This window comes from Gordonia hongkongensis, from assembly GCF_023078355.1.
GTDB classification, from domain to species: Bacteria; Actinomycetota; Actinomycetes; order Mycobacteriales; family Mycobacteriaceae; genus Gordonia; species Gordonia hongkongensis.
The window spans coordinates 1,480,367-1,505,756 of sequence record NZ_CP095552.1; the positions used below are offsets into that span (position 1 = coordinate 1,480,367).

General features: G+C 68.1%; 17 protein-coding genes. 14 read left to right on the forward strand and 3 right to left on the reverse strand.

Annotation, left to right across the window (positions count from 1 at the left end):
* Positions 1-61: 61 nt before the first annotated feature.
* Together MVF96_RS06735 and MVF96_RS06740 are read left to right on the forward strand one after the other, a co-directional pair.
* Complete coding sequence (locus tag MVF96_RS06735; protein ID WP_247451720.1) at positions 62-727, forward strand: DUF5336 domain-containing protein; 666 nt, start codon at positions 62-64, stop codon at positions 725-727.
* On the forward strand, positions 708-1,508 hold the full coding sequence (locus MVF96_RS06740; protein ID WP_247451721.1) for a N5-glutamine methyltransferase family protein: 801 nt from the start codon (positions 708-710) through the stop codon (positions 1,506-1,508). The genes MVF96_RS06735 and MVF96_RS06740 overlap by 20 nt, the downstream gene beginning before the upstream one ends.
* Before the next feature lie 100 nt (positions 1,509-1,608).
* Here MVF96_RS06740 and MVF96_RS06745 read toward each other — a convergent pair whose 3' ends face one another.
* Positions 1,609-5,181, reverse strand: a complete 3,573-nt coding sequence (locus MVF96_RS06745; RefSeq protein WP_247451722.1) for an indolepyruvate ferredoxin oxidoreductase family protein — start codon at positions 5,179-5,181, stop codon at positions 1,609-1,611.
* A gap of 224 nt (positions 5,182-5,405) precedes the next feature.
* Here MVF96_RS06745 and MVF96_RS06750 point away from each other — a divergent pair, with 224 nt between their 5' ends.
* The 12 genes from MVF96_RS06750 to MVF96_RS06805 all read left to right on the forward strand — a co-directional run bounded on the left by MVF96_RS06750 (position 5,406) and on the right by MVF96_RS06805 (position 21,546).
* Positions 5,406-6,983, forward strand: a complete 1,578-nt coding sequence (locus MVF96_RS06750; protein WP_065631772.1) for a carboxyl transferase domain-containing protein — start codon at positions 5,406-5,408, stop codon at positions 6,981-6,983.
* Positions 6,984-7,027: 44 nt separating this feature from the next.
* Entirely contained in the window at positions 7,028-9,064 is a 2,037-nt protein-coding gene (locus MVF96_RS06755; protein WP_247451723.1) for an acetyl/propionyl/methylcrotonyl-CoA carboxylase subunit alpha, read from the forward strand.
* Between the two features lie 117 nt (positions 9,065-9,181).
* Positions 9,182-10,327, forward strand: a complete 1,146-nt coding sequence (locus MVF96_RS06760) for an acyl-CoA dehydrogenase family protein (RefSeq protein ID WP_058251531.1) — start codon at positions 9,182-9,184, stop codon at positions 10,325-10,327.
* On the forward strand, positions 10,324-10,818 hold the full coding sequence (locus MVF96_RS06765; RefSeq protein ID WP_065631769.1) for a MaoC family dehydratase: 495 nt from the start codon (positions 10,324-10,326) through the stop codon (positions 10,816-10,818). Before MVF96_RS06760 ends, MVF96_RS06765 begins: the two co-directional genes overlap by 4 nt.
* Before the next feature lie 5 nt (positions 10,819-10,823).
* Entirely contained in the window at positions 10,824-11,738 is a 915-nt protein-coding gene (locus tag MVF96_RS06770) for an HpcH/HpaI aldolase/citrate lyase family protein (protein ID WP_078113460.1), read from the forward strand.
* A 54-nt stretch (positions 11,739-11,792) separates the two neighbouring features.
* Positions 11,793-13,436: an AMP-binding protein gene (locus MVF96_RS06775; protein WP_078113395.1), complete on the forward strand. Its 1,644-nt coding sequence runs from the start codon at positions 11,793-11,795 to the stop codon at positions 13,434-13,436.
* Positions 13,437-13,474: 38 nt separating this feature from the next.
* Positions 13,475-15,427 carry an acetoacetate--CoA ligase gene (locus tag MVF96_RS06780; RefSeq protein ID WP_396275654.1) on the forward strand — a complete coding sequence of 651 codons (1,953 nt, stop codon included), beginning with the start codon at positions 13,475-13,477 and terminating at the stop codon, positions 15,425-15,427.
* Positions 15,428-15,598: 171 nt separating this feature from the next.
* Positions 15,599-16,783: a DUF5336 domain-containing protein gene (locus tag MVF96_RS06785; protein ID WP_247452068.1), complete on the forward strand. Its 1,185-nt coding sequence runs from the start codon at positions 15,599-15,601 to the stop codon at positions 16,781-16,783.
* Positions 16,784-16,927: 144 nt separating this feature from the next.
* Positions 16,928-18,544, forward strand: a complete 1,617-nt coding sequence (locus MVF96_RS06790) for a cell division protein PerM (protein ID WP_247451725.1) — start codon at positions 16,928-16,930, stop codon at positions 18,542-18,544.
* A 77-nt stretch (positions 18,545-18,621) separates the two neighbouring features.
* Entirely contained in the window at positions 18,622-19,245 is a 624-nt protein-coding gene (gene purN, locus MVF96_RS06795) for a phosphoribosylglycinamide formyltransferase (protein WP_058251526.1), read from the forward strand.
* Entirely contained in the window at positions 19,242-20,816 is a 1,575-nt protein-coding gene (purH, locus tag MVF96_RS06800) for a bifunctional phosphoribosylaminoimidazolecarboxamide formyltransferase/IMP cyclohydrolase (RefSeq protein WP_247451727.1), read from the forward strand. Before purN ends, purH begins: the two co-directional genes overlap by 4 nt.
* Positions 20,803-21,546, forward strand: a complete 744-nt coding sequence (locus MVF96_RS06805; protein ID WP_247452069.1) for a sulfite exporter TauE/SafE family protein — start codon at positions 20,803-20,805, stop codon at positions 21,544-21,546. Before purH ends, MVF96_RS06805 begins: the two co-directional genes overlap by 14 nt.
* 750 nt (positions 21,547-22,296) lie before the next feature.
* Here MVF96_RS06805 and MVF96_RS06810 read toward each other — a convergent pair.
* Positions 22,297-23,556 carry an HNH endonuclease gene (locus tag MVF96_RS06810; RefSeq protein WP_247451728.1) on the reverse strand — a complete coding sequence of 420 codons (1,260 nt, stop codon included), beginning with the start codon at positions 23,554-23,556 and terminating at the stop codon, positions 22,297-22,299.
* A 406-nt stretch (positions 23,557-23,962) separates the two neighbouring features.
* Positions 23,963-25,039, reverse strand: a complete 1,077-nt coding sequence (locus tag MVF96_RS06815; RefSeq protein ID WP_247451729.1) for an IS110 family RNA-guided transposase — start codon at positions 25,037-25,039, stop codon at positions 23,963-23,965.
* Positions 25,040-25,390 lie beyond the last annotated feature (351 nt).

Below are 25,390 nucleotides of genomic sequence, written 5' to 3' on the forward strand. Positions count from 1 at the left end.
GGCGCAGAACAGCCCGAGAGGGCGGCGGGCCGAGTCCCGCAGCAGCGACGAGGAGCGGATCGTGAATCCAGGCGAACCTCAGCACCCCGGCGGTCAGTGGTCAGGCGTTCCGCAGGGCCCGCCGCAGACCGGGGGCTTCGCCGGCAACCAGGATCAGACGGCCCACGTCCAGCACCCCGGCACCGGGAGTCTTCCCCCTCAGCAGTGGAACACCGGCGCGCAGTACCCGCCTCCCGGTCCCGGCTGGGGACAGCCGGCGCGCGGGCCACGTGCCGACCTGTCGGTGATCTTCGCGCTGGCCTCCGCGGTCGCGGGGGTGGTCACCTACTTCATGGGGTTCCTCGGGTGGGTCTCGGTCGGGGTCGGCGCCGAGGAGGAACTCAACCGTTGGGGAACGGATTTCGAGGAAGGTCAGGGCGGCATACCCGCGTACTTCTCCTACGAGATCGTCCTGAACCCCGGCAAGTTCTTCATCCTGCTCGGGGTCGTCGGCATCGCGGCGACGTTCGTGCTGGTTCCGAGCTACCGCAAGGCACTGCCGTTCCTGGCGGTCGTCGGAGTCGCCGCGTGGCTGGCCCTCTTCGCCGCGGCACTGATCACGCCGCCGTTCCTCGACCTCGGCGCCGGTGCGATCGTCGGGCTGATCCTGGGATTCCTGCAGGTGGCGCTGCTCATCGCGGCGGCCTTCTTATACGGTTTGAAGAAGGATGACTCGCCCAACCGGTGATGACGTCCCCGACGATCCGGTCGTCGGCCTCCTACGTCGTGCGGGATGTGTCTTCGCCGAAGAAGAAGCCGCGCTGCTTCGCGAACACGCCGCCGACGCAACCGAACTCGACGAGCTCTGTGCGCGGCGCGTCGCCGGCGAGCCGATCGAGCATCTGGTCGGTTGGGTCCGGTTCGGTGACCTACGGCTGGCGGTCGGACGGGGCGTCTTCGTGCCGCGGCAGCGCTCGCTGTTGTTGGCGCGCACCGCGGTCGACGCCGTGCGTGCGCGACGTTCGCCGACCATGCTCGAGGCGTTCTGCGGGGTCGCGCCCATCGCCGCGAGTGTTGCGACCGCGGTGCCCGGCGTCGAACTGCATGTCGTCGATGCCGACGACACCGCGCTCGGCTTCGCGCGCCGAAACCTGCCGGGCGGGACCGGGATTCACCTCGGTGCCGGGCTCGTCCCGCTGCCGGAAGCACTACGCGGCCGTCTGGACGTGATCGCCGCAGTACCTCCCTATGTGCCCGAGCCGGCGCTCGGACTGCTGGCGCCGGAGGCGCGGGATCACGAACCGCGCGGCGCGCTGCTCGGCGGCCCGGACGGCCTCGACCACATCACGGCCTTGATCGCCGACGCCCGGAGATGGCTCGCCGTCGGTGGCGAGTTGCTGATCGAGATGAACACCGCCCAGTACGACCTGGTCGCCGTCGCCCCGACGACCAGAGCACACTACGAGTGCGAGGTCGTCTCGGGCGACGACGGCCAGACCGCCGTGGCGCGTCTTCGGCGGGCGCGCTGAGGCCGGCCGGCTGAAAACCACCCTCCAGCGGTGGCCCGATGCCTCATGGGCGTCGGGTGCGCTGTGTCGGGCGGTTTTCAGTTGCGCTAGCTCGAAAGCCTCAGATCCCCAGCACCTCCCGCTGCCGTGCGACCGCTTCCCGGTAGCTCGCGACGTTGGCCATCTTGATCCCCTCGTAGCCCCGGACCATGTCCGGTAGTTCCGCGAGGTCGACGACCGCGGGTAGCTGGTCCGCGCCGATGCGTCCACTCGCGAACGCGTCGAGCGCGGCGTCGACGAGTTCCCGGTAATCGATGATCAGCGCACGTTCGGTGCGACGGATCTCGCTGCGGCCGAACGGGTCCAGTCGGGTTCCCCGGAGCCGCTTCATCTTCGCGAGCGCGCTCAGCGGGGTGTCGGCCCACGATCCCAGCGCCAGCTTCTCGCGCATCCCCATACTCCGCAGGGTCGGCGGATGGAGCCGCACCGCGACCTCGGCGTCGGCGCCGAACTCGTCGGCGATGCGCGCGGCGAACGCCGGGTCCTGCGTGAGCCGGGCGACCTCGTACTCGTCCTTGTAGGCCATCAGCTTGAACAGGTTCCGGGCGACGGCGGCGGTGAGCGAGGGGTCCGATGCGACGCGTCGGACGCGGTCGACCGTGTCGAGGTAGGTTCGCGCGTATCTCTCGTCGGAGTGGGCGGTCAGCTCGTCGTACCGGATCGCGATGGTGCGCCGGAGGTCGGCGTCGATATCCCCGAGCGCGCTGACCACCGCGAGGGCGTGGCGGCTCGGTTCGATCTCGGCGACCCCGCGACCGTGCAGTCCGTCGATGGTGCCGGACACGGAGTCGGGATCGGCCACGACCTGCCGCCCGCGCCGGAACGCCTGGACGTTCGCGTCCACGGCCACGCCGTTGAGCTCGATCGCCCGCTCGATGGATTCCGCCGAGATGGCCAGCGCCCCGGCTTGATACGCAGCACCGACCATCAGCATGTTGGCGTACTGCTCGTCGCCGAACAAGGCTGTCGACACCGCTCCCGAATCGAGGTACACAGTCCGCGCGACCCGGGAGTCGACCGCGGAGTGGACGGCGGAGTCCGCCGGGAACCCGACCGAGGTGTCGATGACCATCAACCCGGTCGGCACCTGGGTGGTCGAGACGATCGCGACCGTCTTCTCGGGAGCGGTGACCTTGAGGTTGACCGGGTCGGTACCGACCAGCGGGTCGCACACGAGGTACAGGTCGCAGTCCTCGGACGCCACCTTCGCCGCCTGCTCCAGCGGATGCGGGGCCACCTTGATGTCGCTGACCACGGCGCCGCCCTTCTGCGCGAGCCCGGTCATGTCGACGGTCCGGGCCGAGTGGCCGTCGAGGACGGCAGCGGTGGCCAGGACCTGGGACACGGTCACCACGCCGGTACCGCCGATACCCGTGATGCGCAGGGAGAAGGTGTCGCGGATGGCGGGGACCGCGGGCATCGGCAACACGGTGTCCGCCAGATCGGCTGCGCGCGTGCGGATGCGGTCGGTGCCCGGGGTGACCGTGACGAACGACGGGCAGTCGCCCTTGAGGCAGGAGAGGTCGAGGTTGCACGAACTCTGGTCGATGCGCGTCTTGCGTCCGAACTCGGTCTGGACCGGGTGCACCGAGAGGCAGTTCGACTTCTCGCCGCAGTCGCCGCACCCCTCGCAGATGCGTTCGTTGATCACGACGCGACGAGTGGGGGTGGGCATGGCGCCGCGCTTGCGCTTGCGGCGCTTCTCGGCGGCGCAGTGCTGATCGTGGACGAGCACCGAGACGCCCGCGACGCCCGCGAGTTCGGTTTGTACCCCGAGCAGGTCATCGCGGTGGCGAACCTCGACGGTGTCGGGGAGTCCCAGCGTACGAACGTGTTTCGGGTCGTCGGAGGTGACCACGACCCGGCTGACGCCTTCGTCGAGCAACAGTGACGTCAACCGCGGCAGGGTCATCCCGCCCACCGGATCCTGTCCACCGGTCATCGCGACGGTGCCGTTGTAGAGCAGCTTGTAGGTGATGTTCGCGCCCGACGCCACGGCGGCCCGCAACGCCAGCGACCCCGAGTGCGAGAAGGTTCCGTCGCCGATGTTCTGCACGAAGTGGTCCGCGGACACGAACGGGGCCATGCCGATCCACTGCGCGCCCTCGCCGCCCATCTGGGTGACCCCGGCGATGTCGCCGACCTGCCGGGGATCCATCAGCAACACCATCGCGTGACAACCGATGCCGGCGCCGACCAGGGTGTTCTCGGCGACCTTCGTCGAACTGTTGTGGGGGCAGCCGGAGCAGAAGTACGGCGTGCGCACCGCCAACGGGAGTTCGATGCGGGTGCGGCGAGCGGCTTTGCGGTCGAGCCAGATCCGCGCGGCGTCGACCCCGTGGCGGGCGAGACGGTCGGCGAGTCCTCGGGTCACCGCGTCGACGTCGAGTTCGCCGAAGCGGGAGAACAAGGTCGATCCGTCTTCATGCACCTTCCCCACGATGCGCGGGGCCCGCGGGTGGCGGAACAGGATGTCGCGCATCATCGTCTCGATGAAGTCGCGCTTCTCCTCGACCACGATGACCTCGTCGAGATCGCCGGTGGCGGTGTCGAACATGAAGCGATTCAGGATCTCTCGCTCGATCGGGTAGACCATGCCGAGCTTGAGGATGCGGATTCCGAGCCGGCGCAGATCCTCGTCGTCGATCCGCATCAGTCGCAGTGCTTCCCGGAGATCGAGGTAGGTCTTTCCCGCGGCGACGATGCCGATGCGGTCGTCGGGACTCGAGACCACGATCCGGTTGAGGCCGTTGAGCCGTGCGTACTCCTGCGCACGCGGGAGCCGGGTGGTCAGCTGATTCTGTTCGAGTTCCATGAGGTGGGCGCCGAGCAGTCGTCCGCTGGGCACGTGGGGGCTCGTCCCGAGGTCGCCGTAGACGGGCACTATGCGGTCCGGGTCGACGCGTGCGGTCGACGCGCCGTCCGCGACGTGCGCGGAGATCTTGAGCGAGGTCCAGACCCCGCTGGTGCGACTCATGAGCGCCGCATGGACACCGAGATCCAGGATGTCCTGGGAATCGGCCGGATAGAGGATCGGGATGTAGAGGTCGGCCAGCGCCATCTCCGACGCGCACGGGACCGTCGAGGATTTCGCGCCCGGGTCGTCACCGACGAGCGCGACGGCGCCACCGGCGGAATGGGTTCCGATGAGGTTCGCGTGCCGCAGGGCGTCCGTCGCGCGATCGAGACCGGGCGCCTTGCCGTACCAGTATCCGACGACGCCGTCGCGGGGGAGCCCGTCCGCGGACGGCGTCAATTCGGCACCGCCGATGACCTGTGCGGCGAGCTGTGAACCCATCACCGAGGTCGCGGCGAGCTCTTCGTTGAGACCGGGCCGGTGGATGACGTCGTACGGGGCGAGATGCTCGTGCCGTCGGGCGAGTTCGAGATCGTAACCGGCGAGGGGAGAGCCCTCGTAGCCGGAGATGAACGAGGCGGTCCGGAGGCCGGAACGGCGGTCGACGCGAGCGCGGTCGCGGACCATGCGTACCAGGGCCTGGATGCCGGTGAGGTAGATGTCGCCGGACTCGCGGGTGTAGCGGTCGTCGAGCGAGAACCCGGTGGCTGCCGTCTCGGGCGGCGTGCCGGGGGTCGGGACGTGCTCGGAGCGAGCGCGGTCGTCTGCGAGGGTCATGGGGTCACCTGGCCTTCTATGTGCGGTGGCCGGTCCGGGGTTCCGGGGTGTCGGCGCATCGGTTGTGTCGGCCCGGGGTGGTGGGCCTGCCACAACAGTACGAGAAGACGTGATGCGCGTCACGTAGGTCATGTCGACGCAGTGGACGAACCCGGGGCGTGACATGGGCCACTTCATCGCGTACGATCACTTTCAGTTAATCATTACTAACTGAAGGGTCGACGGTGACCAGCACGCTCGACGGCTTCCGGGCCGCACACCAGCGCAATCTCGACCTGCTCGACGAACGCCTGCGAGAGGTGTCCGCCGGCGGCGGCGCGAAGGCTCGTGATCGCCACGTCGCTCGCGGAAAGTTGCTCCCGCGGGACCGGGTCGACGGGCTGCTCGACGTCGGGTCGCCGTTCATCGAGGTGGCCCCGCTCGCGGCCTTCGGGATGTACGGCGGCAAGGTGCCCGCCGCCGGGGTCATCGCCGGCGTGGGGCGTGTCGCGGGTCGCGAGTGCATGATCGTCGCCAACGACGCCACGGTCTCCGGCGGCACGTACTACCCGGTCACGGTCAAGAAGCATCTGCGTGCGCAGGAGATCGCGGCGGCCAACCGGCTCCCGTGCATCTACCTCGTCGACTCGGGCGGCGCGATGTTGCTCCAGCAGGACGAGGTGTTCCCCGACCGGGATCACTTCGGACGGATCTTCTTCAATCAGGCGACCATGAGCGCCGCCGGCATCCCGCAGATCGCCGCGGTCCTCGGGTCGTCGACCGCCGGCGGGGCCTACGTCCCGGCGATGAGCGACGAGACGGTGATCGTGCGCAATCAGGGCACCATCTTCCTCGCGGGTCCGCCGCTGGTGAAGGCGGCGACCGGAGAGGACGTCTCCGCCGAGGACCTGGGCGGTGGTGCGATGCACTCGTCGGTCTCCGGTGTCACCGACCACCTCGTCGACAACGACCAGCAGGCGCTCGCCAAGGTCCGCGAGATCGTCGCGACCCTCGGGCCCCGTGAGGCGCCACAGTGGGAGACGATCCCGGTCCGTGAGCCGGTGCGGCCGCAGACCGACATCTACGACGTGGTGCCCACCGACCCGCGAACTCCGTACGACGTCCGGTCGGTCATCGAGATCCTGTGCGACGGAGGGGAATACAACGAGTTCAAGGCGAACTACGGCACCAGTCTGGTGACGGCGTTCGCGCACCTGCACGGTCACCCGGTGGGGATCGTCGCCAACAACGGTGTCCTGTTCAGCGAATCCGCGCTGAAGGGAGCTCATTTCATCGAACTGTGCGACCAGCGTCGCATCCCGTTGCTGTTCCTGCAGAACATCACGGGCTTCATGGTCGGCAAGGCCTACGAGCAGGGCGGCATCGCCAAGAACGGGGCCAAGATGGTCAACGCCGTGGCGTGCGCACGCGTGCCCAAGTTCACCGTCATGGTCGGCGGCTCCTTCGGCGCGGGCAACTACTCGATGTGCGGACGCGCCTACTCGCCCAGATTCCTCTGGATGTGGCCCAACGCCCGCATCTCGGTCATGGGCGGACCGCAGGCCGCCGACACCCTCGGAACGGTGCGACGCAACCAGATCGAGCGATCCGGCGCGGAATGGTCCACCGAGGACGAGGAAGCGTTCAAGGCCCCGATCCGCGAACAGTTCGAACAACAATCGGATGCCTACTACTCGACGGCCCGGCTGTGGGACGACGGCATCGTCGACCCCGCGCAGACCCGGACACTGCTCGGCCTCGCTCTCGAGACCGCCCGCTACGCACCGCTCGCCGATCCGCGCTACGGCGTCTTCCGGATGTGACCGCCGATGCCGACGCCGCTCCGCCTACCCCGAGGACTTCGACCGTGAGTACCAGACCCATCCGCAGTGTCCTGGTGGCCAACCGTGGTGAGATCGCCTGCCGGGTGATCGACACCCTGCGCCACATGGGAATCCGCAGTATCGCAGTCTATTCCGACGCCGACGCGCAGGCGCGCCACGTCCGGGAGGCCGACGTCGCGGTGCACATCGGCCCGGCCGCCGCCACCCAGAGCTACCTCGACATCGCAAAAGTGGTCGACGCGGCACGCAAGACCGGTGCCGACGCCGTCCACCCGGGCTACGGATTCCTCTCGGAGAACCAGAAGTTCGCGGCCGCTCTGGCGGAGGCGGGCATCGTCTTCATCGGGCCGCCCGCGGAGGCGATCGCGACGATGGGAGACAAGATCACGGCCCGGGCCGCCGTCACCGCTCGCGACGTGCCGGTGGTGCCGGGTCTGTCGCGCCCCGGCCTGACCGACGACGACCTCATCGCCGCCGCACCCGACATCGGGTTCCCGGTTCTCATCAAGCCCAGTGCGGGTGGTGGTGGCAAGGGGATGCACCGGGTGGCCGAGGCGTCGGAGCTGCCGGCCGCGCTGGAGCGGGCCCGCCGTGAGGCCGCCGCCGCGTTCGGCGACGACGCGTTGTTCCTCGAGCACTTCGTCGACACCCCGCGCCACATCGAGGTGCAGGTCCTCGCCGATCAGCACGGGAACGTCATTCACCTCGGCGAGCGCGAGTGCTCATTGCAGCGGCGGCACCAGAAGGTGATCGAGGAGGCGCCGTCGGCGCTGCTCGACGCCGAGACCCGTGCTCGCATCGGTGAGGCCGCGTGCGATGCCGCGCGCAGTGTCGGCTACACCGGGGCGGGCACGGTCGAGTTCATCGTGTCGGCGCACCGGCCCGACGAGTTCTTCTTCATGGAGATGAACACCCGACTGCAGGTCGAGCACCCGGTGACCGAGCTCGTCACCGGAGTCGACCTCGTGGAACAACAGATCCGCGTCGCCCGCGGAGAAGTCCTGGGTTTGACGCAGGACACGATCACCCTCAGCGGCCACGCGATCGAGGCACGCGTGTACGCCGAGGACCCGGCCCGCGGTTTCCTGCCGACCGGCGGGACGATCGAGCATCTCGTCCATCCCGACACCTCGGCCGGCGGCGGCATCCGCGTCGACTCGGCCATGCTCGACGGATTGCGCGTCGGCAGTGACTACGACCCGATGCTCGCGAAGATCATCGCGTACGGTGCCGACCGGGAGGAGGCGCTCGAACGTCTCGACCAGGCACTGGCCCACACCCGCGTGCTGGGCGTGGTCACCAACATCGACTTCTGCCGCTTCGTCCTGCGTCAGCAGGCGGTCGTGGACGCCGACCTCGACACCGAACTGTTGGACCGCCTCGTCATTGATTACGCTGCGCCGGAGCCCATTCCCGAGGCACAGGTGCTCGTGGGTCTGGCGCGGATCGGCGCTCGCGATGCCGACGACGTCTGGTCCTCGGCGGTCGGATGGCGGGTCGGTCGATCCGCTCCGGTCCGCACCCGCCTCGTCGCCGGCGGACGGCATTCGACGGTGGCCATCCAGGTCGATGCCGCAGACGAATGGTCCGTCTCGGGAACCGCCACCGTCACCTTCGACGACGACGCCGAGGCGTCGTGGACCGGGCACGTGGTCTACCAGCCGGCGCAGCCCGGCGACGGTCGCGGCTCGGACCGCCTGGTCGTCGACGGGGTGACGCAGTCGTGGTCGAGTGTTCGCGTCGGAGAGAGCTGGTGGGTGGGAGGGCCGTCGGGCACCTGGGTCCTCGAACTCGCGAAGCCCCTGCTCGACGAGGCCGCCGACGAGCACGCCGGCGAGATCACCAGCCCGATGCCGGGCACCGTGGTCGCCGTCGCCGCCGAGATCGGGGCCGACGTCACCGCCGGCCAGTCGGTCGTCGTCGTCGAGGCGATGAAGATGGAGCATGCGCTCACCGCGCCGGTGGACGGCACCGTCGACATCTCCGTGAAGGTGGGGGACAAGGTCGACGCGGGACAGATCCTCGCCGTCGTCACCGCCGGCGATCCCCTTGATCTCTGAGGTGCGAGGAGCGAAAGCGACGAGCCTTTACTGATCCCTGAGGTGCGAGGAGCGAAAGCGACGAGCCACGAAGGGCCCTGAACCACCCGTCGACAACCTTCCCAGGAGAACACTCACATGGAACTCACCCAGGAGTACACCGACCTCATCGCGACGGTCCGCGACTTCGCGCAGACCGTGGTGGCGCCGGTGGCCGCGAAACACGATGCCGAGCACAGCTTTCCGTATGACGTCGTCGCCCAGATGGGCAAGATGGGACTGTTCGGGCTTCCCTTTGACGAGAAGTACGGCGGCATGGGCGGCGACTACTTCGCCCTGTCGCTCGCGCTGGAGGAACTCGGCAAGGTCGACCAGTCCGTCGCCATCACCCTCGAGGCCGGGGTGAGTCTGGGCGCCATGCCGATCTACCGATTCGGCAGCGAGGAGCAGAAAGAGCAGTACCTCCCCGAACTCACCGCGGGCACGGCGCTCGCCGGCTTCGGGTTGACCGAACCCGGGGCGGGCTCGGATGCCGGAGCCACCGCGACCACGGCCCGGGACGACGGTGACTCGTGGATCATCAACGGCGGCAAGCAGTTCATCACCAATTCGGGGACCGACATCACCTCACTGGTGACGGTGACCGCGGTGACCGGGGTGAAGGAGAACGGCAAGAAGGAGATCTCCACCATCATCGTGCCGTCCGGCACGCCGGGTTTCACCGCCGAGCCGGCGTACAACAAGGTCGGGTGGAATGCCTCGGACACCCATCCGCTGACCTTCACCGACGTACGCGTTCCCAAGGAGAACCTGCTCGGTGTCCGCGGCCGCGGATACGCCAACTTCCTGTCCATCCTCGACGAGGGGCGGATCGCCATCGCAGCCCTCGCCACCGGCGTCGCCCAGGGGTGCGTCGACGAGAGCGTGAAGTACGCCAAGGAGCGACAATCCTTCGGCAAGGCGATCGGTGAGTACCAGTCGGTGTCCTTCGCGATCGCCCGGATGGAGGCGCGCGCCCACGTCGCGCGGACCGCCTACTACGACGCGGCGGCGAAGATGTTGGCGGGCAAGCCTTTCAAGAAGGAGGCGTCGATCGCCAAGATGATCGCCAGTGAGGCGGCGATGGACAACGCCCGGATGGCCACGCAGATCCACGGTGGGTACGGCTTCATGAACGAATATCCCGTCGCCCGGCACTACCGCGATTCGAAGATCCTCGAGATCGGTGAGGGCACGACCGAGGTGCAGCTCATGCTGATCGCGCGCGAGCTGGGGTTCGCATGAGCGACACCACCGGCGGGCGTCGAATCGTACAGCGCGGGTTGTGGTTCGAGGAGTTCGAGGAGGGCACCATCTACGAACATCGGCCCGGACGCACTGTCACCGAGGCCGACAACGTGCTGTTCACGACGCTGACCATGAACACGCAGGCGCTCCACCTCGACGCCGCCTGGTCGGCCGAGCAGCCGGGTTTCGGCGGGCAACGGCTGATCAACTCCATGTTCACCCTGTCGACGATCGTGGGATTGTCGGTCTCCCAACTTACCCAGGGCACCCTGGTGGCGAACCTGGGCTTCAGCGAGGTCGCCTTCCCGGCGCCGTTGTTCGCCGGCGACACCCTGTACGCGGAGACCGAGTGCACCGGTAAACGCGAATCGCGGTCGCGTCCGGGTGAGGGCGTGGTGAACTTGACCCACATCGGACGCAACCAGCACGGCGAGGTCGTCGCCCGCGCCGCACGAGCAACGCTGGTGCGCAGGCAACGGACGGAGTGACGACGATGTTCTTCGAGGACTCACCCGGCGGCCCGGTCGCGGGTTCCGGGTTGTCGGGGCAGCTCACCAACGCGTGGCTGCCGCCCGGGCCGGCGATGTTGTTCTGCCCGGCGGACCGTCCCGAGCGATACCAGAAGGCCCTCGACCGGGCCGATGTCGTCATCCTCGACCTCGAGGACGCGGTGTCGCCGACGAACCGCGCCGCAGCCCGGGAGGCTCTCGTCGCCAATCCGATCGATCCGGACCGCACCATCGTGCGGATCAACCCGGCCGGTACCGGCGACTACCGGCGCGATCTCGCCGCCGTCTCGGAGACGAACTACCGGGTGGTCATGCAGGCCAAGGCCGAGGACGTGTCCTCGATCCTGGACACCGCGTTCCAGACGATCGCACTGATCGAGACGCCGCTCGGCGCGACCCGCGCCCGCGACATCGCCGCCACCTCCAACTGCATCGGACTGATGTGGGGGGCAGAGGATCTCGTCGCGGGCCTCGGCGGCACGTCGAGCCGGTTCGGTCCGGGTGAACCCCGGCCGGGTGAGTACCGGGACGTCGCGAGTTGGGTCCGGTCGATGGTCCGCATCGCGGCCGCCGCGTACGGAAAGTTCGCCGTCGACTCGGTGCACCTCGACATCGCCGACGTCGACGGACTCGTCGCCGAGGTCCGCGACGCGGTGGCCCTGGGTTACACCGCGACCGCATGCATCCATCCGTCCCAGGTCGATCACATCCGGAACGGTTACCGCCCGTCGGACGAGGCGGTCGAGTGGGCGCGCAAGGTCCTCGACGGTGCGGCCGAACACGCGGGCGGGGTGTTCAGCCTCGACGGTCAGATGATCGACGGGCCGGTCCTGCGCCAGGCGGAGGTCGTCCTGTCCCGTGTGAGCGGTACGCGTACCGATCCCGCCCCCGAGAACTGACGAAGCCCCCGACCATCCGGGCATCCACCCCCGAGAACAGACCGGAGCAAGAACATGAGCACCGAGGCTCACCCGAAGCCTGCACACACGCGCGGTGAGGAGACACCGGCACTGCTCACCGAGACCATCGGAGCCACCCTGGCCCGAACCGTCGCGGACCACGGCGAGCGAACCGCGTTGATCGACGCCGCCGCAAGGCGGGAATGGCGATACACCGAGTTCCACCGTGACGTACGCGCGCTCGCGGCCGGACTGCTACGACTCGGCGTGTCGGTCGGCGACCGCGTCGGGCTGTGGTCGCCGAACCGGTTCGAATGGGTGTTGACCCAGTACGCCGCGGCCGAGATCGGCGCCGTGCTGGTCAATCTCAATCCCGCGTACCGGCAGAACGAGATCGAGTACGCGCTGCAGCAGTCCGGGACGAGCGTCGTCCTGGCCGCCGAGAGCTTCAAGGACTCGGCCTATTCGACGATGCTCGAACAGGCCCGGCCACAGTGCCCGGAGCTGCGCGAAGTGGTCCTGTTCGAATCCCCTGGCTGGGATGCGCTGTGTGTCGAGCCGAGCGCCGACGAGCTCACACGCGTCGACGAGATCGCTGCGTCGCTCTCACCCGACGACCCGATCAACATCCAGTACACCTCGGGTACAACGGGTTTCCCGAAGGGTGCGACGCTGTCGCACCGGAACATCGGGAACAACGGGTACCTCGTCGGCGAACTGCTGAACTACACCGCCGACGACCGGATCTGCCTACCCGTGCCCTTCTACCACTGCTTCGGCATGGTGATGGGTAACCTCGCGGCGACGAGTCACGGTGCGGCGATGGTGATTCCGGCGCCGGCCTTCGACCCGCGGGCCACCCTCGAGGCGGTCGCGGAGTACCGCTGCACCAGCCTCTACGGCGTGCCCACCATGTTCATCGCCGAACTCGGCCTGCTCGACGACGGGCTCGACATCGACCTGTCGAGCCTGCGCACCGGCATCATGGCGGGGTCGCCGTGCCCCGAGTACGTCATGCGGCAGGTCGTCGACCGCATGCACATGCGTGAGGTGTCGATCTGTTACGGCATGACCGAGACGTCGCCGGTGTCGACGCAGACGCGGGTCGACGATCCCCTCGAGTTGCGCGTGACCACCGTCGGGCGGGTCGGCCCACATCTGGAGATCAAGGTCGTCGATCCCGGAACCGGGGAGACCTCGGCGCGCGGCGAGACGGGCGAATTGTGTACGCGCGGTTACTCGGTGATGACCGGATACTGGAACGACCCGGAGAAGACGGCCGAGGCCATCGACGCCGACGGCTGGATGCACACCGGCGACCTCGCCGACATGGACGAGAACGGTTACGTCCGGATCACCGGGCGCATCAAGGACATGGTGATCCGCGGCGGGGAGAACATCTACCCGCGCGAGATCGAGGAGTTCCTCTACACCCATCCCGACATCCTCGACGCCCAGGTGATCGGGGTACCCGACGTGAAATACGGCGAGGAGCTGATGGCCTGGGTCCGGTTGCGCGACACCGCAACCGAATTCACCGCCGACGACCTGCGCGAGTTCGCGACCGGCAAGATCGCTCGACACAAGATCCCGCGGTACGTCCATGTGGTCGAAGAGTTCCCGATGACCGTCACCGGGAAGGTCCGCAAGGTGGCGATGCGCGACGAGGCGGTCTCGATCCTCGAGCAGTTGCGATGAGCACGTCGAGGACTGCGGAGCGGGTCACGAGCACCCAGATGGACCGGTTCGGCCGCTTCGTCGCCGAGCGTTTCGAGACCGGGCGGTTCGAGACCGACACAGACGATTACGGCGATCTGTGGGCGTGGTCGGTGGAACACCCGTCCCGGTTCTGGCGTGCCGTCTGGGAATTCTTCGACCTCGACGCCCTCGCCGCGGAACCGCTCGGGCCCGGGGACGAGGCGGTGCTCGCCGACGACCGGATGCCCGGTGCGGTCTGGTTCCCCGGGATCCGGCTGAACTACGTCGATCAGATCCTGCGGCACGCCGCCCTGCCCGGCGCCGCGATCGTGGGCATCGACGAGGCCGGTGACCGTTCCGAGATCGCGTGGGCGGAACTGCCGGCGCAGGTCGCGGGCCTGGCCGCGACCCTGCGTGCGCGCGGAGTGGGGTCGGGGGACGTGGTGGCCGCCTACCTCCCCGACATCCCCGAGGCCGTCATTGCCTTCCTGGCCACCGCATCCCTGGGCGCGATCTGGTCCGGATGTGGCCAGGACTATGCCCCGCAGGGGGCAGCCGGCCGACTCGGCCAACTCGCACCCAAGGTCCTGTTCACCGCCGCCGGATATCGCTACAACGGCAATGTCGTCGACAAGCGCGCCGACAGCGCCGAGCTCGCCGGGCTACTGCCGGACCTGGTCGCGCACATCACGATCGGCGCGACCGAGGAGTCTTCGTCGGCCCTCGACTATGCCGACGCCGTCACCCGCGACCCCGGCGACTTCCACCCCGTCAAGGTGCCCTTCGATCATCCGCTCTGGGTGCTGTTCAGTTCCGGCACCACCGGACGCCCCAAAGGCATCGTGCACGGACACGGGGGAGTCCTGCTGGAGCACCTGAAAGCCGGTGCCCTGCACGGCGATCTGTCCGCAGACGACGTGTTCTTCTGGCAGACCGCGCTCAGCTGGATGATGTGGAACTATCAGGTCGCCGGACTTCTCTGCGGTTCGCGGATCGTCTGTTACAGCGGTTCGCCCCTGTACCCCGACGCCGACCGCCTGTGGCAGGTCGTCGACGACGAGCACGTCACCTACTTCGGCACGAGTCCCGGTCAGCTGCAGGCCTCGCGGAAGGCGGGTCTGGAACCGGGCCGCCGGCACGACCTCGGTCGGTTGCGCACTCTCGGGAGTACCGGATCATCGCTCGCCGCAGATCTTTTCACCTGGGTCGACGACCACGTCGGGTCCGGACTGCCCATCTCGTCGATCAGCGGCGGCACCGACATCGTGTCCGCGTTCGCCGGCGGCTCCACCGGTGTACCGGTCGTCCCGGGGGAGCTGTCGGTGCGCTACCTCGGTGTGGCACTGGAGAGTTGGTCGCCCGACGCCCGCCCGCTGGTGGGGGAGGTGGGTGAACTCGTCGTCACCGCGCCGATGCCGTCGATGCCCGTGAGCTTCTGGGACGATCCCGACGGTGCGCGCTACCGCGCGGCTTATTTCGCCCACGAATGGGAGGGCGGTGCGTCGAATCCGGAGAAACCGGTCTGGCGGCACGGCGACTGGGTGACGGTGACCGAACGTGGGTCGCTCGTGATCCACGGCCGCAGCGACGCGACGTTGAACCGCCACGGGATCCGGATGGGATCGGCCGACATCTACGAGGTCGTCGAAGCGCTCGACGAGATCGCCGAGGCCTTCGTGCTCGGTGTCGACGGACCGGACGGCGCCTACTGGATGCCGCTGTTCGTCACCCTGGTCCCCGGCGCGACGCTCGACGACGCGCTGATCGGCCGGATCGCGGGCGCGGTCCGCGACCGCCTCTCCAAACGCCATGTGCCCGACGAGGTCATCGAGGCCCCCGGGATTCCACACACCCGGACCGGAAAGAAGCTCGAGGTTCCGGTCACCGCGATTCTGGCGGGCCGTTCCGAGGTCAACATCGACCCCAAGGCGGTCGACGACTACGCGCTGATCAACTGGTACGCCGAGCAAGGGCGCGCGCATCGCTGGTGAGCGGGATTCGTGGCCCGGCGGGGCGACCCCGATGTGCAAGGGTCATGGGACCCGGCTGGTATGTGTACTAGCGTGGTCGACAGTTCTGCGCTCGTGGGGGGCGACGGCCGGACGCCGTCACCTCGACGCGACCCGCTGATCCTGACCGACCGACCCGACCAGGAGATCGTCATGACCTACCCACCCGGCGGCTACGGGCAGCAGCAGCCCGAGTCCGGCCAGTCCTACGGCCAGTACGGCAATCAATCCGGATATCCCCAGTCCGGCGCGCACAACACGGGTCCGCAGGCGGGCCCCGCGCCCGGTTCCGATCAGTACGGTCAGGCCCAGCAGTACGGGGGCCAGCAGTACGGTCAGAGCGGACAGTCCTACGGCCAGGGGCAACCGGGCTACGGCCAGAGCCCCGCGCAGGGATATGGCCAGCAGGGATACGGCCAGCAGGGGTACGGCCAACCCGGATACGGCCAGGACCAGCAGGGCCAGCAGGGCTACGGCCAGTATGGGTATTCCCCGCAGCCGACCAAGGCGCCGAGTCAGGGACTGCCGGCCATCACCCCGGTTCTCCTCGCCGCCGCGATCGGCGCCTTCGGCCTCATCGTCCTCTTCAGCGGGTTCCTGTCCGCCGCCGAGACCTATGACTTCGCGCTCAAGCTGTTCCAGACCCAGTACAACGCGCCGTACACGCTGATCAGCGTTGCCGGGATCCTGGCGCTCATCTCGCTGATCCCGGGCATCAAGGTGCCTGCGGCGCCGATCGTGGCGTCGCTGGCGATCACCTCGTTCCTGATCACGCTGTTCCAGTTCCTCAACATCGACGACAACGGTGCCGGGGCGATCGTGCTGCTGATCTTCACCCTCCTGTCCGCGGTTCTCGCAGTCGTGTGGTTGCTCGTCGACGCCGGCGTCATCAAGGTGGCGCCCGCGGTGGGCTCGGCGACCGCCGCGGTAGCCCCCGGCTCGTCGGCCGCGCAGTCCGACACCGGCGCTCACCAGCAGACCGGTGGCTACGGTGAGGCGCAGACCACCGCCTACGGCACCGGCAGCGCGCAGGCTCAGTACGGCCAGCAGTCGTCGGCGAACTACGACCCGTCGGCCTACTCGCAGTCGTCGGGCGCGTCGACCGCCGGTCAGAGCGGTTACTCCGGCGGTGCGAGCGAATCGTCGGCATCGGCCTCCGGTCACGGCGAGTCGGGCTACGGGGACTACCGTCCCGGCCAGTACGCGGCCGGCGCCTCGGGCGCATCCCCGGCCGCGCCCGGTGGATCCGCTGGCCCCTCGGGCACCGACACCCCGGCCGGAGACCACTCGACCACGGTCTTCCAGAAGCCGGAGCCGCCCACCGGCAGCGGCAACTGACAGAACCCCCACAGTGCCCCGTCGACCATCGGTCGGCGGGGCACTGTCGTCGTGCGGACGGTCCAGCGGTGAGCTGACTCCCTTTCGCAGGCCGCTCGGCGCGTCTACGACGGCGTCGGCCGGGACCGTGTCAGGCTCATGACGATGCCCTCCCTCAAGTCGGACCCGACCACGGACAATCTGGCGTCGCAGCTGCGTAACCTGCGGCGATCACGTCGTGCGCAGCGCACGGCGGCCGAGGGCTCGGCCCGGCAGCTCGCGGTTGTCGCGTTCACCGTTCCCGCGATAGCACTGGTGACGCTGATCGTCGTGATGCTCTCGGTGCTGCTGCTGGCCGGCAGCGGCCTGACCGGACTGCCGAGTGCGATCGCCTCGGGCTGGCTGGCCGTCCACCAGATGCCGGTCACGATCAGCGGGGTCACCGTAGGTGTGCTGCCGCTGTTGCCGACGCTGGCGGTCGCCGCCGGCACTGCCTGGCTGACGGCCCGGGCCGTCGCCGGTGGCACGAACTCGAACGAACGCGATCGGCACGACCTGTTCGACCTCGGCGCCGTCGTGTTCTCGGCGGTGATCGGCCCCGTTCTCATCACCGCGATGTCCCTGGCGGTCGTCATGGACGGCGGGTCGGTCCTGCCGGTACAGACGCCCAACGCACTGCTCGCGTTCCTCTACACCCTCGGCGTACACGGCGGTGCGGCGGTCGCCGGTGTCGTGTGGAGCCGACGACGCGACTTCGCCGTCCGCGGGGGCGTGACCCACGCCGATCGTCGCGGTTTCCGGTACGGGCTGGTGGCGGCGCTGCTGCTACTGGTGGCCGGAGCCGTGCTGGTGTGTCTGCGAATGTTGATGAGGCACGGGCAGATCGGTGAACTGATCGAAACCGGTTACGACTTCGACGGGTTCCTGGGACTCACCCTGCTGTCGATGCTCTACCTCCCGAACGTGATGGTCGCCGCGATGGCGGTGCTCGTGGGTTCCGACGTCCAGATCGGTGCGACGACGGTCGACCTGTTCACGGTCCGCGGTGACGCCGTCCCGCCCGTCCCGGTTCTCGCGGTCCTTCCCGACGGGCCGGGTGCCGGGGCATGGGGATTCGTCGGACTGCTCGTGCCGGCCGGTGTCGCCGCGTTCGTCGGCTGGCGATGCCGCGACCTCGATCCCATGGCCCACGTGCGTTCGGTGGGTGTCGCCGCGGCGGTCGCGGCTTCGGTGGTCGCCGTTCTCACCGTCTCGGCGGGTGGAACGCTGGGGGAGTTCGGCGAGGTCGTCGTGACGGTGTCGGCGGCCGGGGTCTTCACACTGGGTTGGATCGCGGTCGTCGGCCTGCTCATCGTGCTCGTCTACGCCTTCCTGCCGTCGACCCGAGCGGCACGTCTCGCTGTCGGCGAGGAGTACTTCGAGGATCCACTCGACCTCGGTTACGAGGACGAATACGTCATCGTCACCGATCTGGACGAGGACGACGAGTACGCCGAGTACTCAGAGGTCGAGGACGGCGAATTCGAGGACGGCGAGTACGAGGACTCGGACTACGACGACGGTGAGTTCGACGACGGTGAATTCGGGGACGCTGACCTCGCGGACGACGACGCGGAGAACGTCGCCGCGTCGGACCCGGACGACTCCGATCTCGACACCGCATCCGGGCGCGCGCCGGCGAAGAACCGCGTGTACGACGACGATCTCGACGTGGCGGATCTCGCCGTCGACGTGGATCACGACCTCCATCCCGGTTCGCACGGGGCCTCACGGCAACGCTGACAGCGCGCTTCCCGGGCGTGCCCCGGCGGCGCCACCCGGCGCGGGCGGCCCAACGTGCGGCGATTAGTCTCGACGACGTGACATCCCCGACGGCACCTGGTCGCACCCCGCTGGTGGTGATGGCGTCGGGCACCGGTTCGCTGCTGGAATCGCTGATCGCGCGCGCCGGTGACGAGGATGCCCCGTTCCGTGTCGCGGCGATCGTGGTCGACCGCTCGTGCCGGGCGCAAGAGGTCGCGCAGCGCCACGACATCCCGCTCATCACCTGCCGTGTCGCCGACCACGCCGACCGTGCGACGTGGGATCGTGCGCTGACCGACGAGGTCGCCGCGATCGAGCCGGAGTGGGTGGTGACCGCCGGTTTCATGAAGATCCTCGGCCCGGCTTTTCTCGGCCGGTTCGGCGGTCGCGTCGTCAACAGTCATCCAGCGCTGCTACCCGCGTTCCCGGGCGCCCACGGTGTCGTCGAGGCGCTCGACTACGGCGTCAAGGTCACGGGCGCGACGGTGCATCTGGTCGACGAAGGCGTCGACACCGGCCCGATCCTCGCGCAACGAGTGGTCACCGTCGACGACGACGACACGGTCGACACCCTGCACGAACGCATCAAGACGGTTGAGCGTGTGTTGCTCGCCGACGTGGTGACCGCACTGGTCACCCGAGGAGTAGTCATCGATGGACGAAAGGCCCGCATCCCGTGAACGCACCCAGCTCTGACAGCTCTCGTCGACCGATTCGGCGCGCGCTGGTGAGTGTCTACGACAAGAGCGGTCTCGCCGACCTCGCGACGGCACTACACGCGGCCGGAGTGGAGATCGTGTCCACCGGGTCCACCGCGAAGACCATCGCCGGCGCGGGCGTGCCGGTCGTGGAGGTGTCCACGCTGACGGGCTTCCCCGAGTGCCTCGACGGCCGCGTCAAGACCCTGCACCCCAAGGTGCACGCGGGCATCCTCGCCGATACCCGTAAGTCCGATGATGTGGCTCAGCTCGACGAACTGGGCGTCGCCGCATTCGATCTCGTCGTCGTCAATCTCTATCCGTTCACCGAGACGGTGGCGTCCGGTGCGACTCCGGACGAGTGCATCGAGCAAATCGACATCGGCGGCCCGTCGATGGTGCGTGGGGCCGCGAAGAACCACCCGTCGGTCGCCGTCGTGGTCGATCCCGATGACTACTCGCTGGTGACCGAGGCCCTCACGGCCGACGGGTTCTCGCTCGTCGACCGGAAGAAGCTTGCGGCAAAGGCTTTCCGGCACACCGCGGACTATGACGTCGCGGTCGCGTCGTGGATGTCGAGTGTGGTTGCGCCCGAGGACGAGTCGCAGTTCCCGGCGTGGGCCGGTGCGACCTGGACCCGCTCCGCGGTGCTGCGTTACGGCGAGAACCCGCACCAGCCGGCCGCACTGTATGTCGGTAACGCCGGGGCCGGCGGGGTTGCGACCGCCGAGCAGCTCCACGGCAAGGAGATGAGTTACAACAACTACACCGACGCCGATGCCGCGTGGCGCGCCGCCTACGACTTCGATGCCCCGGCGGTCGCGATCATCAAGCACGCCAACCCGTGTGGCATCGCCATCGGCGCCGACATCGCGGAGGCGCATCGCAAGGCGCACGCGTGCGATCCGGTCAGCGCCTACGGCGGCGTGATCGCGGCGAATCGTGAGATCACCGTGGCGATGGCCGAGCAGGTCGCCGAGATCTTCACCGAGGTGATCGTCGCGCCCGGCTTCGCCGACGGTGCGCTCTCGGTGCTGACCCGTAAGAAGAACATCCGCGTCCTGGTGGCCACCCCGCCGGCGGCGACCGGGATCGAGACGAAGCCGGTGTCGGGCGGACTGCTGATGCAGCAGCGCGACGTCCTCGACGCCGACGGCGACAATCCGGCCAACTGGAACCTCGTGGCGGGTCCGCCGGCCGACAACCAGACCCTTGCCGACCTCGAGTTCGCCTGGCGTGCGTGCCGTTCGGTCAAGTCCAACGCCATCCTGCTGGCGTCCGACGGTGCGTCGGTCGGCGTCGGTATGGGCCAGGTCAATCGCGTCGACTCCGCGCACCTGGCCGTGCAACGCGCCGGTGACCGTGCAGCGGGGAGCGTCGGGGCGTCGGACGCGTTCTTCCCCTTTCCGGACGGACTGCAGGTACTGCTGTCGGCCGGGGTGAAAGCCGTTGCGCAGCCGGGCGGTTCGATTCGCGACAACGAGGTGATCGAGGCGGCCGACGAGGCGGGCGTGACGCTCTACCTCACCGGGGCGCGTCATTTCGCTCACTGAGCTCGCTCTACTGGTCGTCGCCGGTTTCGGCGCCGGCCTGATCGGCTACATCACCGGGCTGGCGTCGATCGTCAGCTATCCCGCACTGCTCGCCGTCGGACTCAGTCCGATCGCGGCCAATGTCACGAACACGGTCGCGCTGGTCGCCGTCGGGGTGGGCAGTACCGCACAGTCGGGACGCTCCCTCCTCGACGGTGACCGCAGGCGGCTGACCATCGGCGCGATCGCCGCGCTCATCGGCGGCACGGTCGGGGCGGTGCTGTTGTTGTCGACGCCGGCCGAGGCGTTCGAGACCGTCGTGCCGTTCCTGGTGGCGATCGCCGCGATCGCCCTGCTGGCGCAACCGGTTCTGCGGCGGTGGGCCACCTCGCACGCCGAGCGTCCCTGGGTGTTCATCCTGGGCCTGACGCTGATCTCGGTGTACGGCGGGTACTTCGGGGCGGGCGCCGGCATCATGATTCTCGCGCTCATGCTCGTGGTGACCAGCGAACCATTGTGGCGCGCAGCGTTGTCCAAGTCGTTGTTCCTCGGCATCGCCAACACGATCGCCGCCATCGGCTTCATGATCTGGGGTCCCGTCGACTGGTGGGCGGCGCTCGCCATGGCCGTCGGCTGTCTTGCCGGCGGGTGGTGCGGCCCGCCTGTCGTGAAACGGCTGCCGCCCGGGCCGCTCCGGATCGTGGTCGGGGTGTGCGGGCTCGGACTCGCGGCGTGGCTCGCGGTCAGCTGACGTCGGCGTGATGAGCAGGCGGTTGTCGTCGGTGTGCCCGCGGCAGCCCCTGCTCCCTGAGGTGCGTCCGGAGCTTGCGGAGGGCGCGTCAGCCCCTGCTCCCTGAGGTGCGAGGAGCGCAGCGACGAGCCACGAAGGGTCCGGCGACCGGCAAACTTCAACTCGACCGGCAGACTTCGATCGAGGTCTGGGAGTCGAGTTGCAGTCTGTCGGTCACAAGTCGGGGCAGGTATGCGAGACAGTCCCGCCGGTCGAGGTCGACTGCGCTCCTCGGTTGAGCCTTGCGGCCGGGGGTGAGGCAACCGCGCTCCTCGGATCGGTTGCGCATGTATTCAGTAGCGCACGTTCGGCCGAAGGAGCGCTTCAATGTCGGGGGCACGGGCATACAGCGATGCCGGTCTTTCCATTGGGCGCAGTTGTCTAAGAGAAACTTCGGCCTGCAGGTGAAGCTGCCCAACAGGGTGCGCTACCGGACATCGATTTGCCGCAGTCGGAAGTATCGCGGCCCACTGACGGGGCGGCAGCCCATTCGGCAGTTCACGGCGGCCGTCAGCCCGCATGTGGTCCAGGTGCAAGGGCGGGGTAGCGGCGAGGGTTTCACAGTACGGCCCCGTTCCCGGTCCACGATCCGACCAGGAACGGAGCCGACTGCAGTGTCGCTGTGGAGTTGTCAAGGGACGGATGCGGTCCCGGGCGGGCGCCGGGAGCGAGGCTGCTACGCGAAAGTCTGGTGGTCTGTGGCGGCAGCGGTCAGGCGGCGTCGTCGAGTCGCATGGTGCGTCGGTTGTAGGCGGGTAGTGGTCGGCGCCGCGGATCGATGGTCGCGGGTGGGACAAGCCAGGGATGACGGTCGAAACCCATCACGATGTCCCAGCCGTGGTGGTGGACTTGCGTATGGCAGCGCTGACACAGCAAACAGCCGTTGTCGAGGTCGGTGGGTCCACCGTCGGCCCATGGCTGGATGTGGTGGACCTGGGTATATGACGGTGGTGCACCACATTTGATACAGCAGGCGTCGCGGACGATGATTGCTTTGCGGAGGTGTGCCGGATACAACCGACGGGTGTGGCCCATCTGCAGCGGTACGCCCTCACTGTCGAGGACGATCTCGATCAGGGATCCGTCGCAGGAGACCTGTTTCGCGGTGGCATGGCTGACCGTCCCGGTCCACGGCAGCGTTGCGAGTTCTCCGGTGGCGGGGATGGTCAGCATCAGTTGCGTGCGTGGGCTTCCGACGGTGTCGATGGTCGCGCCGATCGCTGCTTGGTCGAGGATCAGTTCGAAAGCGTCGGCACGGCGCTGCTCGGCGGTTCGTCGATCTTCGGCTCCGTCGGGTTCGGGCCGTGGACACGATCGTTCGTCGATCATGGCCAGGAACTTCTCGCCGACGATCTGGGTGAGGTCGGCCCGGATTTCGACGCGGCCGTCGTCGGTGGTGTGGGCGTTGACCGCGTTCAGCGATGGGTCGTCGGCGGCCGGTACGCTGGTGTCGGAGGCGTCCGCCAGAGTGTTGACGATGGCTCGGGCATGCTTGAGTACTTGCGGCGGCGTCGCACCGGACAGTGCTTGGGCGATGAGTTCGAGCTCATACCGTGAGCGCTTGTCGTCGGAAAGCGCCTCACCACAACGCTTGTCGATCTGGTGCATGCCTCGGACGATGGCGTCGACGATCTCGCTGGACAGCCGCCCGTCGGCCGCGTGACTCGCCAGGGCCGGCAACGTCGGCAGGGCATCGACACTCCGCATGGTGCGAAGAGCGGCGACCGGGGCATGGCCTGACTCGATCAGCAGTTTCTTGGTGGTGCTGCCCGCTTTCTGGGCGACACGGAGGTCGTCGAGTTGCGCTGTGTGGGTGACGATCTGGTGGTCGACGGTGTTGCGGATCAAGCGCAGCGTCTCGAGGGCGTCGAACGTCGCTCTGCCCGTGGGGTCATCGGCGGGTGGTGTGGTTTCGATGAGCTGATCGAGGAGAGTGGCGAGCTCTGGCATGACTCCAAGGTACAGGAACATTCGTTCGATTTCGAGAAAATTCCACAGGCCGAGAACCACGAATTCATCGACTGTGCAGCATATTTCGTCGTCTGTGCGTCGATTCGCGTTGGGTGGGCGTGGATTGTTGACAAGGTGTACTCCAGTCACACTCGTCCCGCATTTCGGTTCACGTTCGATCGGCCTGATTGCGAGCGGTTTTGAGTTCGGCCTGGGGTGTAGACCCCTTCGAGGCTCGTCGCTTGCGCTCGTCGCGCCTCGGGGGACGGAGGGGGTCGGTGCTTGCGCTTCTCCCGTCTCGGGGAGCGGGGGAGGGTTCGTTTCTTGCACCTCAGTAGGTACGGCCTGGCGGCCGTTGTGGACTACGAAAAACACTCGTGAGCGTCCAGACTTCTGCATGCTGAGGTGCGAGCGAAGCGAGAGGGTCCTATAGCTTGTCAAGTGCTCCGAGGTCGGTGGTGAGGTCGCGGAACACTTCGCGGGCGATGTATCGCTTGAGGCAGCGGAGGATGTCTTTCTTCGTTTTGTGTTCGGCGGAGCGGCGTTCGACGTAGGCGCGGGTGGGGGCGTGGGATTTCATGCGTCCGACCGCGATCATGTGCAGAGCGCTGTTGGCTTGCCGGTCCCCGCCCCGGTTGAGTCGGTGGCGGCTGGTTTTGCCTGAGGATGCCGGTAACGGGGCGGCGCCGACGAGTTTGGCGAACCGTGCCTCGGTGCCCATCCGCTCGACGTTGTCACCGGCGGTGATCACCAGGCGGGCGGCGGTGATCGGCCCGATCTGCGGGCGCGAGAGCAGGGTGGGTACCAGCTTGCTCAGCAGTCGTGTGAGTTCGCGGGCCAAGGACCGGGCTTGTTGTTGGGCGAGTCGGTGTCGGTCGAGCAGCGACCGCGCCGCGCGCACGAACGCCGCGGCCGGCGCGGACAGACCAGCTTTCTCGGCTGGTACCGGCAAGTCTGTGATGAATGCTGCCCGCTTGGCGATGGTGCGGGCCTGGCGCGCTTGATCGGCGTGCTCGGCTGGTGCGGTGGTACACAGGTCACGGATCTGGTTACCGATCCGGGTGGCCTCTGCGACGGCCGAAGCCCTTGCCACGGTGAGCATCCGAACAGATTCGACCGCGCCGCGGGTGTCTTTGGCCACCGCGGTGGCGCGGCCGGTGATGACGGCCATCGCCGCGGCGTAGGCATCGAGTTGATCGGTCTTACCGTGGGCGTAGCGGCGCGGCAGATCGGGGGTGTTGACCTCGATCACTCGCACCCCTTCAGCGGTGAGCATGCGGGTCAACCCGGCCCCATAGGAGGCGCTCGATTCCACCGCGGCATCCTCGACGCGGCCGAAGCCACACGCCCACTGCCACAACTGGGTGTAGCCGGCGGTGGTGGTCGGGAACTCGCGATCGGCCAGCGGGCGGCCGTCGGTGGCGACGATCGCGGCGTGATGGGTCTGTTGATGGGTGTCGACTCCGAGTACGACCACTTGCGTGGTCACTGCTGTCTCAGCCATTCTGGCGGTGTCTCCTTCACTGCGGTGTGGGATGACCTCACCGGGGCGGGTGGACAGGACAGTGAAGAGTCACGGCCTACCAGCCAGACAGGGTCCTAATCAGGTCACACCCGCCCCGGCCCTCAAGGTCACTTGGTGCAGGTGATCGACCGAAGTTCTGGGCCGACACATCTCGCCCATGACAGCACCGTCAGCCACGAAGTAAGTCAGACCCAAACCCGGTCAACCACCCACACCCATTCTCACTGCCACGAAGGGCTCGCAAGGTGCCTCATCAGGGCCCTTCGTGGCTCGTCGACCTCGACGCGCTCCTTCGTCGCTTGCTCGGCCCGGCGGCTTGCGCTCCTCGCA

Bases quoted from the DNA above. Each gene is read 5' to 3' on its own strand.
- MVF96_RS06740 (WP_247451721.1), top strand. From the start codon at position 708: ATGACTCGCCCAACCGGTGATGACGTCCCCGACGATCCGGTCGTCGGC.
- MVF96_RS06745 (WP_247451722.1), bottom strand. From the start codon at position 5,181: ATGACCCTCGCAGACGACCGCGCTCGCTCCGAGCACGTCCCGACCCCC.
- MVF96_RS06760 (WP_058251531.1), top strand. From the start codon at position 9,182: ATGGAACTCACCCAGGAGTACACCGACCTCATCGCGACGGTCCGCGAC.
- MVF96_RS06765 (WP_065631769.1), top strand. From the start codon at position 10,324: ATGAGCGACACCACCGGCGGGCGTCGAATCGTACAGCGCGGGTTGTGG.
- MVF96_RS06770 (WP_078113460.1), top strand. From the start codon at position 10,824: ATGTTCTTCGAGGACTCACCCGGCGGCCCGGTCGCGGGTTCCGGGTTG.
- MVF96_RS06775 (WP_078113395.1), top strand. From the start codon at position 11,793: ATGAGCACCGAGGCTCACCCGAAGCCTGCACACACGCGCGGTGAGGAG.
- MVF96_RS06780 (WP_396275654.1), top strand. From the start codon at position 13,475: ATGGACCGGTTCGGCCGCTTCGTCGCCGAGCGTTTCGAGACCGGGCGG.
- MVF96_RS06785 (WP_247452068.1), top strand. From the start codon at position 15,599: ATGACCTACCCACCCGGCGGCTACGGGCAGCAGCAGCCCGAGTCCGGC.
- MVF96_RS06790 (WP_247451725.1), top strand. From the start codon at position 16,928: ATGCCCTCCCTCAAGTCGGACCCGACCACGGACAATCTGGCGTCGCAG.
- MVF96_RS06810 (WP_247451728.1), bottom strand. From the start codon at position 23,556: ATGTTCCTGTACCTTGGAGTCATGCCAGAGCTCGCCACTCTCCTCGAT.
- MVF96_RS06815 (WP_247451729.1), bottom strand. From the start codon at position 25,039: ATGGCTGAGACAGCAGTGACCACGCAAGTGGTCGTACTCGGAGTCGAC.